Raw genomic sequence first — 11,966 nt, forward strand, 5'->3', positions numbered from 1 at the left:
CTATGCTAAATATATCTGAAAATCAAGTAGCTAAAAATATAGACTTATCTAATTATAGGTCTGGAAAAGAAATATTTAATAAAGAGTATCACAAAGGTTTTAAAAATTTTCTTAAATTTTTTAGTATCTTTTTGTTGCTAATTTTGTTTTTACCGTGGACACAAAATATCACAAGTCAAGGTAATGTTACTACGCTTAAGCCTAACCAAAGACCACAAACACTACAGTCTCAAATTCCAGGTCGTGTAGAACAATGGTATGTACAAGAAGGTAATTTTGTGAAAAAGGGAGATACTATTTTACGTATATCTGAAGTTAAAAGTGATTATTTTGATGAAAACCTTGCACAAAGAACTAATGACCAGTTAACTGCTAAGTCTTCCTCTGTTGTAGCTTACAAAAACAAAACTGATGCTTTAAAAAACCAAATTAAAGCCCTAGAGCAAGAACGTGTTTTAAAACTAGAGCAAGCTAAAAACAAAGTAGCGCAAACGGCTTTAAAAGTAACTAGTGACAGTATAGATTTAGAAGCTATTAAAATTAAGGCAGATATTGCAAATACTCAATACCAGCGTGCAATTGCTTTACAGGCAGAAGGTATAAAAGCTGTAAAGGATGTAGAAGAAAAGCAATCTAAATTGCAAGAAGTTAATGCTAAACTAACCTCACAACAAAACAAGTTACTAAGTACTAAGCAAGACTTGGTAAATAGTAAACTTGCTATTGCTACATTAAGGGCAACTTATGCAGATAAAATAGCAAAAGCACAAAGTAGTTTATATACTGCAGAATCTAGTGGTTTAGACACTGAAGCACAAGTATCTAAACTAGAAACCAGTTTAGCTAATTACAAAAAAAGAAGTAGTTTGTTATACATTACAGCTCCGCAAGCTGGTTATATTAACAAAACAATTAAGGCTGGTTTAGGAGAAACTTTTAAAGAAGGAGAGCCTTTGGTGCATATTATGCCTGCTAATTATGATTTGGCTGTAGAAATGTATGTTAGCCCAATAGATTTGCCTTTAATACATATTGGTGAAGATGTACGTGTACAGTTTGATGGTTGGCCAGCAATTGTATTTAGTGGTTGGCCAAACGTATCTTACGGCACCTACGGAGCAAAAATAGTAGCAATAGAAAACTTTATAAGTACAAATGGAAAATATAGAGTGTTATTAAAGCCAAATGCAGAAGATGCTCCTTGGCCAGAGGCTATACGTGTTGGTTCTGGTGCCAAAACAATTGCACTATTAGAAAATGTCCCTATTTGGTTTGAAATTTGGAGACAAATAAACAGTTTCCCTCCAAATTATTACACTCCTAAAACATCAACTTCTGATAAAAAATAAACGAATGAATAAATATATAATTCTATTTTTTTCTATACTGTGCTTTACGTCACAAGCCCAAGAAACAGATAGCATATTAAGCTTAGAAGAATACTTAGGTTATGTAAAAAAATACCATCCTATAGTAAAACAAGCACGTTTAATAACTACAGAGAGTGAAGCAAAACTATTAAAATCTAGAGGTGCTTTTGATCCTAAATTAGAAGTAGATTTTAGCAATAAAGAATTTAAAGGAACTACATATTATGATAAATTAAATGCTGCTTTTAAAATTCCTACATGGTATGGCGTAGAACTAAAAGCAAACTATGAAAATAACGAAGGTACCTATTTAAACCCCGAATATAATACGCCAGAAGACGGTTTATACAGTGCTGGAGTTTCTGTTTCTTTAGCTAAAGGGTTGCTTACTAATAAAAGAATGGCAACATTAAAACAAGCTAAATTATACACCCAACAAGCTGCTGCCAAGCAAAAATTAGTTGTAAACGACTTTTTGTTTGATGCCACAGAGGCTTATTTTAATTGGTTAAAAAACTACAAGGCTAAACTTGTATATTCTGCATATTTGAAAAATGCAGAAGTTAGATTGTTAAATGTAAAAAAGAGCTTTTTTGCGGGTGATAAACCTGCGGTAGATACGCTAGAAGCTAGTATTAATTATAAAAATAGATTGCTAGACGTTGAAAAAGCAAGAATAGGATACATAAAATCTAAATTAGAAGTATCTAACTTTTTGTGGCTACAGAATAATTTACCATTAGAAATTACAGATGCTATTACTCCAGATACAACAACAATTAATAGCATAAATACTGTTTTAAATAGCTCATTACTTAATACTACTGAAGAATTGGTAGAAAATCACCCTAAATTAAAAGAGTTACAGATTAAGAAAAACATTTTAACGATAGATAAAAGGTACAAAACCAATAATTTGTTGCCTAAAATAGATTTGCAATACAATTTTTTAAGTTCAGATTATCAAAACTTAGATAGTTTTAATACATCAAACTATAAAACAGGATTAGCAGTTAGTTTTCCTTTATTTTTAAGAAAAGAAAGAGCAGATTTAAAATTAACCAAGGTAAAATTAAAAGATATAGATTTTGATATTATGGCAACTAAGGTTAACCTTAGTAACAAAATAGAAAGTGGTTTACAACAAATAGAATCTTACAACAACCAACATACTATTATTAAAGACTTGGTTAAAGATTATAAAAAACTAGTGTATACAGAAGAACGAAAGTTTAACTTAGGTGAAGGCTCCCTATTTTTAGTAAATTACAGAGAAGTAAAATTAATAGAGACTCAGCTTAAAGAAATAGATACAGAGTACAACTTATTTTTAAGTAAATCTAAACTACTAAGTGTTATTAATATGCTTTAACAACACTTAATAGTAGTAGTTATTACATATTAAAACTTAATATCTAAAGCATCAAACAAATGACTCATTGTCCAAGCCGGACCAATCATTAAAAACTGTAAATCTTTTAAAAAAGATGGCTTTTTACCCTCGTGGTTATGCCCTATAAATTGCCCTATCCAAGCAACAACAAAAATTAGTAGCATACTTAACCATAAAGGTACAGCAACAAATAAGGACACAAAATTTATGGTTAATAAAACTAAGGCAGAAAAAAATAACATTCCTACAAACAAAGCTTTAGATAGTTTAAGGTAATACAATAAGCCAAAAATTATAACAAGTGTGCCTAAATGAGCATAAGGCACTAAAAAAACTGGTAATGCATTTGTAATAACGTTTGGGATAGGTATACTGGCTAATAAACCAATTAAACTAAAAAAAATAAGCGGCACACAAATGTAGTGTATAGCTATATTTAGTTTTGTTTGATGACTTACTGCGTATTCTGCCAATAGCATATCAATTTTTCTCATAGTTGTATATTTAGTTGGTTGGTAATTTTACAAATTTTCTAAGCTGCTGGTATTCTTCTAGGCCTTTAGTTGTTAGGTATGGCAATAAAATACTCCACAGCATTTCTATAGACCCACATTTATTAATTGTGTAACTAGCTGTGTGTATTGCTAGTTTTTGTGATTGCCAAAATGTACTTGTCATCCAAATATTATAAATAGTTTTATTGTAATCTATACTATCATTTTCTGGTATAATACGGTCTGTTTCTATGTAATAATCTATAAGTTTTCTAGCGTCTTTAAACCTAATAAGGTTAGATGCTTCATACTTTTTAGCAATTTCTGGGTAGGTTTTTATTATATGTACTATGTCATTAAAAAAGAAACAGTAACGTTGTTGTAAATCATCAAACTTAAGCATCATTTCTTCAAAATGAAATAATGTAATATAGCTGTTTTCAGGAAGTATATAATCTAAGGTTTCTTCATACATATCTGTATAAATAACAGCTAATAATATTGCTTTGTTTTTATAGTGATAGCTTAAATTTCCTGCACTAATTTTTAAACAATCTGCAACTTGCTTCATAGATACGTTTGCAATACCATTGGCATTAAATAATGAAATTGCTGTACTTTTTATTTTACTTTTCATTTAAATATATAGATTAAAACCAACGTTTTAGTAAACGTTTACTAATTTATGTAAAAAAATAGTATATATAATCTAATTTTATAAAAATGAATAAAAAAAAGAGACTATGTGGTGTTACATAGCCTCTGTAGTACCATTTTAATGGGTATATATTTTAATCTGGATGTATAAATTTTTCAATATCCTCTGTTTTAATTGTAGGGTTAGCGCCTTCACTACCAGCAACCAAAGCACCTACAGCACAAGCACAGTCTATTGCATTTTGCGGATTATTCTCTTTTAATAATTTATTAATTAGTGTAGCTAAAAAAGAATCACCTGCTCCTACTGTATCTACAACATCTATTTGGTAACCACTATTGTAATAAAAGGTATTATTATAATATAAAATTGCTCCATGACGACCTTTAGTAACACATATAGAGTTGGTTTGGGTATGCTCTGCAATAAACTTAATATTCTGTTCTAATGAGTGTGTTTTAGAATGTAATGCATTTCCTATCTCAAAAATTTCATCGTCATTAAATTTAATAAAACTAGCCTCTTTCATTAAATAATTTAAAACTTCAATTGTATAATAAGGACTCCTTAAGTTTACATCAAAAATTTTAAACTTGGCCAGCTTTAATAAACTATACAATGTATCTCTAGAAGTTGTATCTCTAGCAACTAAACTACCGTATATAAAAGCATCAGAACTTTTAACAATTTCCTTTGTGTTGGTTGTTAGTGATATATTATCCCAAGCTCTAGGAAACTGTATGTCATATGTAGCAGAACCTTTAGAGTTAAGCATAACCTTTACTTCTCCTGTCTGCAAAGCATCATCTACCTGAAGGTTATTGGTGTTTACACCTTGTTCATCAATATATTTTTTGATTAACTCACCGTTTTCATCATCACCAATTTTACTAATAATTGACACATTATTAGTTAAAGAGTTTAACCTTAGCGCTACATTTAAAGGTGCACCTCCAATTTTTTTATGAGTAGGAAAAATATCCCAAAGAACTTCTCCAAAACATACAATTTTTTTCATTTAAATATGACTTAAACTATTACTATTTATTTCTCTTAAACATTGCTCTACTCCATTATTAGTAATGTTATTGTATGCTTTTACATATGCCTCTTTAAACTTTGTAGAATTTTTTAATTCTCCAAAAATCGTTTCTAATTCTAAAAATGCTTCTGGGTTGGTTACAGCTGCTGTAGCTTTTACATCTAACAATAATTTATTAGCATCTTTTATAACTAATGGCACTCCGTTTTCATCTTTTCCTAAACTATATATTGCCCAAGCAGCTACTATAAAAGCAGCTAAATCTACAGAACCATTATTTTTTAATTGTGCCTTAACCGTTGGCAAAATAAATATTGGAAATTTAGCAGAGCTCTCAGAACAAATTCGTTCTATTTGATCCTTTATATTTTTGTTTCCAAACCTCTCTAATAGAGTTTTCTTATATAAATCTAAGTCTAAACCTTCTAAATTACCTAGTATTGGTGTAACTTCTACATTCATATATAAATGTAAAAATGTACTAATGTTTTTGTTATGTACTGCTTGGTCTATGGTTTGGTAACCTAGTAAAGCACCTAAAATACCAATTACAGAATGTCCTGCATTTAACAAACTTAATTTCATTTTTTCATAAGGGACAACATCAGTAACAAATTGTGCTCCTACATTTTCCCAATCTGGTCTACCTTGTGCAAAGTTATCTTCTATAACCCATTGCTTAAATGGCTCACAAACTACTGGCCAAGCATCTAAAATACCAGATGTATTTTTTAAACTTGTAATATCTTCTGAGGATGTAGCTGGCGTTATACGGTCTACCATTGCATTAGGAAAAGATACATTTTCTATAATCCAGTTAGTTAAGCTTGGTTGCGCCTTTTTTACATAACTAAGTAGCATATTTTTAATCATATGTCCGTTTTCTTGTATATTATCACAAGACTGTATGGTGCAACCTTTTAAACCCCTTTCTTTTCTTAATTTAAGGGCTTGTGTTAAGTAACCGTATATGGTTTTAGGATTATTAGGAAATTCTAAATCGTGTTTAATTAGCGTATTACCAAAGTCAAACCCCCTAGTAGCTTCATTGTAGTTATAACCACCTTCTGTAATGGTAAGTGTAATAATTTTTACATCAGGATGTGCCATTTTTTCTATCACCTTTACTGGGTCTTCTGGCGCAAATAAATACTCTACTATAGATCCTATAACTTGTTTGGTATGTGTGCCGTCTAATTCTTTAATTATTAATGTATACAAGCCATCTTGTTCCTTTAAGGTGTTGTAAATTTTAGTGTCAAAATCTAATAGAGCAACACCACAAATTCCCCAATCTTTATTTTTATTGTTTTGCAAAAGCAAATCTGTGTAATAAGCTTGGTGAGCCCTGTGAAAACCACCAATACCAACGTGCACAATACCTGTTTTAATATCTGACCTATTGTAATTAGGAACCAAAACTCTTTCTGATATTTTAGAAAGATTACTGTTATTTAATTTTAAATTTTCCATTGATGAATCTTTTTTATTTACGCTCAAACCTTTGTAACAATACAGCAAATATGATGATACCACCTTTAACCACTTGTTGTGGATATGACGGTACATTTAATAAGTTTAAAATATTACCTATAAGTCCTAAAATTAGCACACCCATTAAAGTATTAATGGCAGTTCCTTTACCACCATTTAAACTGGCACCACCAATTACCACAGCAGCAATGGCATCTAACTCCCAAGACATTCCCATATTAGGAGAACCTAAATTTGTTCTTGAAGCTACAATTATAGCCGCTGTTGCTGCCAATGTACCAGAAATAGCATATACTAAAAATTTATACTTATTTACCTTAATACCAGATAGTCTAGAGGCTTCTTCATTACTACCAATAGCTATTATTAACCTACCAAAAACATTATACCTAAGCATAACCATAGTAATACCAACTATAATAAAAAATACAATTGCAATGTTAGGAATACCTAAGGTAGAGTTGTTTGCAAAATTAGACATGTATAATCCGCCGTAGGTCTTAAAAGTTACAGGAGAACCCTTAGAGTAAATAAAACCTAAACCACGTGCAATAGTCATTAATGCCAATGTAGCAACAAAGGGAGCCATTTTTTGATAAGCAACTAAATAACCCGAAATACTACCTAAGCCAAAACCAATGGCAAGTGTCATTAAAATTGCCAATGGCAAAGCAAATATATTTACCAAAATAGCAAATGTTACTGCCAATAACGCTACCATAGAGCCTACAGACAAGTCTATACCACCAGTTAAAATTACGATAAGCATACCAATGCTTATAATTCCTATTCCAGATACTTGTTTTAATAAGTTAGACAAGTTTACCGATGTAAAAAACACATCTGAAATTAGTGCAGAAAATAGCACTAATAATAAAAAAATAAATACTGTATTATATTTTACTAAAAACTTAAGAACACCACCTGGGCTGCTTAATTGTTCTTTTAATGTGATAGCCATAATGTTGGTTTTATATTATTAATTAGTTTGTTTTAATGGTTCTCCTATGGAGTAACGTAAAATGTTTTCTTCAGAAAATTGATGCTTTTGTAGCTCACCATAAATTGTTCCTTGGTGCATTACCAAAATACGGTCTGTAATCCCCATAATTTCTGGCATATCAGAAGATATTACTACAACACCTACTCCTTTTTTAGCAACTTCATTTATAAGCTTATAAATTTCAATTTTAGCACCAACATCTACACCTCTTGTTGGCTCATCTATAAAAATTACTTTACTATCTATACTTAGCCATTTGGCTAATGCTACTTTTTGCTGATTTCCTCCACTTAGGTTTTTTACATTAACCTCTGAGTTTGGAGTTTTTATATTTAACTTTTTAATTAAACCCAATACCTTTTTATATTCACTATCTATATTTATAAAACCTAATTTACTAGAGATAGATTTAAAGCTGGTAACACTTATATTACGCCTAATAGATAATGGTAAAAACACACCTTCCTCTTTTCTGTCTTCAGATACAAAACCTATTTGGTGTGCAGCTGCATCTACAGGAGAATTTGTTTTAATTTCCTTTCCTTCTAAAAGTAATGTGCCCGATTTTTTTTTGTCTGCACCAAAAATAAGTTTAGCAGTTTCTGTTCTTCCACTACCTCCCAAACCTGCAATACCTAGTATTTCTCCTGGTTTTACAGAAAAAGATACATCATAAACCATAGTATCTTTTGCTGTTAAATTTTTAACTTCAAAAACAGGAATTTCTCCTACTAGATTATCTTTTTTAGGGTATAAATCTTTTAACTCACGACCAATCATTAAATGAATAACACTGTCTTTGTCTGTGTCTAAAGTAGACATACTGCCTGTATCTACACCATCTCTTAACACAGTAATGGTATCTGCTATTTTAAAAATTTCATCTAAATGATGAGATATATAAATAATAGAAATCCCTTTTTCTTTTAATTTAAATAGGTTACTAAATAATTTTTTTATGTCTGTAGGATCAAAAACTGTTGTTGGCTCATCTAGCACCAAAACTTTAGTGTCTTCAGATATGGCTTTTGCTATTTCTACTACTTGTTTTTGTACTATACTTAAGTCTCTAACTCTTGCAGATGCGTTAATTTCAAAACCTAAAGAGTTTAATAATTCTTGTGCATTATTGGTTAATTCTTTCCAATTCATCCAAAACTTAGTAGTACCAAGTTTATGCAGATAAATGTTTTCTGCAACAGACAAATCTTGCACCAAAGACAACTCTTGGTACACTACATTTATACCTAAAACCTGACCATCATGTGTATTTTTTGGTTTAATTTCTTCACCATCTAAAACCACCTTACCTGTATCTTTTTGGTGCACACCACTAAGTATTTTTATTAAGGTAGATTTTCCAGCCCCGTTTTCACCTAATAAAGCATGAATTTCTCCGTGCTTTACTTTTATATTTACATCTTTTAGTACAGAAACATTTCCAAAACTTTTAGAGATTCCAGACATTTCTAAACGATACTTGTTAGTAGAACTTTCCATATTAAAATATTGCTTTAGGATTGTAATACTTTGCAGCATTCTCTTTAGTAATTAATAATGGAGCTGTAAAAGATGTTTTATCAAAGTCTCTTTTTCCATTTAAGTACTCAATTGCATATTTTACAGAGTTAATACCTATTTGCACAGGGCTGTTCATTGCTGTACAACCATAAAAATCTGTGTCCATTATGTACTTTATAGCCTCTTTTTGTCCGTCTGCACCAGCTACAATTAAAATATCATCTGTTTTGCCCGCTTGTGCAATAGCTTTTATAGCGCCAAGTACACAAACATCAGACTCTGTAATTACTACATTAATATCTGGGTGAGCTACTAAAATATCCTCCATAGCTTTTAGTCCGCCTGCGTAAGACCAGTCTGTATAAGCTTGGGTTTTCACATTTAAATCTATTTTACCTTGGGTTCTTAATTGTTCTTCTGTAATACCTTGCAATAAGCCTTGTTTACGTTTTTTACCAACAGGGTTACCAGCATTGCCACTTAATAAGGCAATATTCATTTTAGTTTTCCCCATCTTTTTTACCAACCATTCACCTGCCAACTCACCATTTGCTAGGTTATTAGACTGTATAGTTGTTACAAACTCTGCAGCAGGGTTTATAGAGCTATCAATAATAAACACAGGTATACCTGAAGCTTTAGCCAATTTAGTTACACCTACTAAGGCATCCGGATCTTTAGGGTTTAAAAGCAAAACATCTACACCTTTTGTAATTAAATCTTCTACTGCGGCAACTTGCTTGTTTATATCATCTTGACCATCTGCAGAAATAAACTCCATTCCGTTTTTTTCTGTAGTAGATTTTATACTTTGTAGTAAAGCTTGGTAATAAGGAGCATTTAATGACGGTGTGCAGTAGCCAACTTTTTTGCCTGTTAAATCTATTTCACTTTTAAAAATTTGTCCGGTTTCTTCTTCATCACCGTTAGTTGGTTTATTAGTTTTAATTTCCTCTGCACAACTAACCATATTTAAAAGCAAAGTAAATACCAGTAATGGTACACATAGCTTATTAAATGCTATTTTAAAGTTAATAGTTTTCATAGTTTAAGTTTTTTAGTTGTTATTAAAATAAGGTTATATCTAATTGCAATACAGCTTTTTCTGCTTCAGGATTCCACATTAAAGTTACATCTACAGGCAACTTATACCCTTTTATATCTACGTTTTTATTATAAGTTGTACCAACATTTATAATATTGCCACTACTTTCTGTATAAAAAGTTTTATCTGTAATAAAAGACCAAGCCCCACCAGCAAAAACAGATAAACTTGAATTTTTATCTTGCCATACTTTACTATTAATTTCAAAATAATGTGTCCAAGAGTTTTTTAAACTACCATCATTTAAAATTTCATAATCTCCTGCACCACCATTAATAATTGTAGCTAAGTATAGTAGCGTATTTGGTGTAACATTATACCCAAAGTTTAGGTCTACAAAGTTGTAACCTTGAGTTTTGTCATAACTCCAATAACTTAATTTATCTCCTCTTTCTTCTACTCCTGTGTAATTGTTATGCGTAACAGCTTCTATAAAAAACTTGTCTGAAAAGCGGTATTTAGTATAAATAGACAACTCTTTATAATAAGCACTTACATTTTCTCCCGTATTTTTATTTGTTACATCTGTAGTGGCAAAACTACCTCCGCCCCAAAAACCAAAAGTAAATTTTTCATTTTTTGAGTTAAACTCTAAACTTGTTGCTAATACAGCTCCAGAATGTACAACAAACCCGTGCCATATATGCATATTTTTTACATGAGCACTAACGCTAAATGGTTTGTAACTAACTAAACTATCATTTTGAGCTTGACTTAAATTTACTCCAAAAAGTATTGATAAACCCATATAAATACCAATATTTTTAAAAGAGAATAGCTTACAATTTTTCATAACTAGTAACATATTTACTGTATTAAATTATAAACGTCATTTTTACGTTTATTTTTCAAATGTAAATAAATTAAAACATAAAAACCTAATAAATAGCAATAAAAATATAGTAATTTAACACTTATATGTACTATTTTATCTTTAAATTATCAAATTCACAATAGAATTAGAAAATTATCTAAGCGTAATTATTACGTTTATTATTAAAAAATAGGTATATTAGCTTAAATAATATACTTTACACCTCTAGATTGATTTATAATATGGAACAGAAAAAAATATTAAATATATCTGTAGATTGTGTGGTTTTTGGTTTTGACACCATTACCAAATCTTTAAATGTTTTACTTATTAAAAGGTATTTAGAGAAAAATAAAGAAGTACTTGTAGATGATTATGTATTAACAGGATACCACGTTTATGAAAACGAAACTTTAGACCAAACGGCTACAAGAGTATTAGAGGAATTAACTGGCTTAAAAAATCAATATAAAAAACAATTTAAAGCCTTTGGTGATCCAGATAGATTAATGAATGAAAAGGACCTTGTTTGGATTAAAAACGAAGAATTTAATTTGCGAACCATAACTATAGCCTATTATTTTTTATTAAAGACAGATGATGTAGATTTAAATAAGAACAAATACAATGCTAAATGGTTTCCTGTAAGCAACTTACCCGAAGTTGGTTTTGACCATAAAAACATTATTTTAGAAGCTTATGAAGATTTAAAAGTAAAGTGTTTGTCTGAACCAATAATTTTTAAACTATTGCCAGATAAATTTACAATAAATGAGGTGCAAGATCTTTACCAGTCTATTTTATGCATAGAAATTGACAATAGAAACTTTAGGCGAAAGCTTATTAATAAAAAATATATAATTGCTTTAGATGAAAAGCAGGTTGGAGTTTCTAAAAAACCTGCACAATTGTATATGTTTAGTAAGGATATATATGATAAAATGTTTCAGAAAAACTATTTAATTAGCATATAACAAGCTCATAAATATTAAAACATAAAAAAACCGGTTATTTATAAAATAACCGGTTTTTTAAAACTAACTCAACTACTAACCAATTTAACTACCAACTA

11 protein-coding genes are annotated in these 11,966 nt (G+C 30.2%); 3 read left to right on the top strand and 8 right to left on the bottom strand.

Going from position 1 to position 11,966, the window contains the following annotated elements; translation table 11 throughout:
- The first annotated feature begins 2 nt into the window (after positions 1-2).
- Both JM80_RS12435 and JM80_RS12440 read left to right on the top strand, forming a co-directional pair.
- Complete coding sequence (locus JM80_RS12435) at positions 3-1,349, top strand: HlyD family secretion protein (RefSeq protein WP_034643631.1); 1,347 nt, start codon at positions 3-5, stop codon at positions 1,347-1,349.
- Positions 1,350-1,353: 4 nt separating this feature from the next.
- Positions 1,354-2,742, top strand: coding sequence for a TolC family protein (locus JM80_RS12440; RefSeq protein ID WP_144710359.1), 1,389 nt, complete (start codon positions 1,354-1,356; stop codon positions 2,740-2,742).
- A gap of 29 nt (positions 2,743-2,771) precedes the next feature.
- Here the strand turns inward: JM80_RS12440 and JM80_RS12445 are convergent, their stop codons facing one another.
- The 8 genes from JM80_RS12445 to JM80_RS12480 all read right to left on the bottom strand — a co-directional run bounded on the left by JM80_RS12445 (position 2,772) and on the right by JM80_RS12480 (position 10,873).
- Positions 2,772-3,257 carry a DUF962 domain-containing protein gene (locus JM80_RS12445; protein ID WP_038506755.1) on the bottom strand — a complete coding sequence of 162 codons (486 nt, stop codon included), beginning with the start codon at positions 3,255-3,257 and terminating at the stop codon, positions 2,772-2,774.
- A 10-nt stretch (positions 3,258-3,267) separates the two neighbouring features.
- Positions 3,268-3,894, bottom strand: a complete 627-nt coding sequence (locus tag JM80_RS12450; protein ID WP_013622447.1) for a TetR/AcrR family transcriptional regulator — start codon at positions 3,892-3,894, stop codon at positions 3,268-3,270.
- 154 nt (positions 3,895-4,048) lie between these two features.
- Complete coding sequence (locus JM80_RS12455) at positions 4,049-4,933, bottom strand: carbohydrate kinase (RefSeq protein WP_013622446.1); 885 nt, start codon at positions 4,931-4,933, stop codon at positions 4,049-4,051.
- On the bottom strand, positions 4,934-6,430 hold the full coding sequence (locus JM80_RS12460) for a mannitol dehydrogenase family protein (RefSeq protein WP_144710361.1): 1,497 nt from the start codon (positions 6,428-6,430) through the stop codon (positions 4,934-4,936).
- Positions 6,431-6,443: 13 nt separating this feature from the next.
- Complete coding sequence (locus JM80_RS12465) at positions 6,444-7,412, bottom strand: ABC transporter permease (protein WP_013622444.1); 969 nt, start codon at positions 7,410-7,412, stop codon at positions 6,444-6,446.
- Between the two features lie 18 nt (positions 7,413-7,430).
- Positions 7,431-8,954: a sugar ABC transporter ATP-binding protein gene (locus tag JM80_RS12470; RefSeq protein WP_144710363.1), complete on the bottom strand. Its 1,524-nt coding sequence runs from the start codon at positions 8,952-8,954 to the stop codon at positions 7,431-7,433.
- 1 nt (position 8,955) lies between these two features.
- Entirely contained in the window at positions 8,956-10,020 is a 1,065-nt protein-coding gene (locus JM80_RS12475) for a substrate-binding domain-containing protein (protein ID WP_144710365.1), read from the bottom strand.
- Positions 10,021-10,042: 22 nt separating this feature from the next.
- On the bottom strand, positions 10,043-10,873 hold the full coding sequence (locus JM80_RS12480; RefSeq protein ID WP_174258351.1) for a hypothetical protein: 831 nt from the start codon (positions 10,871-10,873) through the stop codon (positions 10,043-10,045).
- Positions 10,874-11,136: 263 nt separating this feature from the next.
- On the opposite strand from JM80_RS12480, the gene JM80_RS12485 reads away from it, so the two are divergent.
- The gene (locus JM80_RS12485; RefSeq protein WP_013622440.1) at positions 11,137-11,868 is read left to right on the top strand and encodes an NUDIX domain-containing protein; all 732 of its coding nucleotides are present in this window, start codon (positions 11,137-11,139) and stop codon (positions 11,866-11,868) included.
- Positions 11,869-11,966: the final 98 nt, after the last annotated feature.

Origin of the sequence: Cellulophaga sp. RHA_52 (assembly GCF_007827205.1) — a bacterium.
In the GTDB taxonomy this organism is placed as follows: Bacteria; Bacteroidota; Bacteroidia; order Flavobacteriales; family Flavobacteriaceae; genus Cellulophaga; species Cellulophaga lytica.

Bases quoted from the DNA above. Each gene is read 5' to 3' on its own strand.
- JM80_RS12435 (WP_034643631.1), top strand. From the start codon at position 3: ATGCTAAATATATCTGAAAATCAAGTAGCTAAAAATATAGACTTATCT.
- JM80_RS12440 (WP_144710359.1), top strand. From the start codon at position 1,354: ATGAATAAATATATAATTCTATTTTTTTCTATACTGTGCTTTACGTCA.
- JM80_RS12445 (WP_038506755.1), bottom strand. From the start codon at position 3,257: ATGAGAAAAATTGATATGCTATTGGCAGAATACGCAGTAAGTCATCAA.
- JM80_RS12450 (WP_013622447.1), bottom strand. From the start codon at position 3,894: ATGAAAAGTAAAATAAAAAGTACAGCAATTTCATTATTTAATGCCAAT.
- JM80_RS12455 (WP_013622446.1), bottom strand. From the start codon at position 4,933: ATGAAAAAAATTGTATGTTTTGGAGAAGTTCTTTGGGATATTTTTCCT.
- JM80_RS12460 (WP_144710361.1), bottom strand. From the start codon at position 6,430: ATGGAAAATTTAAAATTAAATAACAGTAATCTTTCTAAAATATCAGAA.
- JM80_RS12465 (WP_013622444.1), bottom strand. From the start codon at position 7,412: ATGGCTATCACATTAAAAGAACAATTAAGCAGCCCAGGTGGTGTTCTT.
- JM80_RS12470 (WP_144710363.1), bottom strand. From the start codon at position 8,954: ATGGAAAGTTCTACTAACAAGTATCGTTTAGAAATGTCTGGAATCTCT.
- JM80_RS12475 (WP_144710365.1), bottom strand. From the start codon at position 10,020: ATGAAAACTATTAACTTTAAAATAGCATTTAATAAGCTATGTGTACCA.
- JM80_RS12480 (WP_174258351.1), bottom strand. From the start codon at position 10,873: ATGAAAAATTGTAAGCTATTCTCTTTTAAAAATATTGGTATTTATATG.
- JM80_RS12485 (WP_013622440.1), top strand. From the start codon at position 11,137: ATGGAACAGAAAAAAATATTAAATATATCTGTAGATTGTGTGGTTTTT.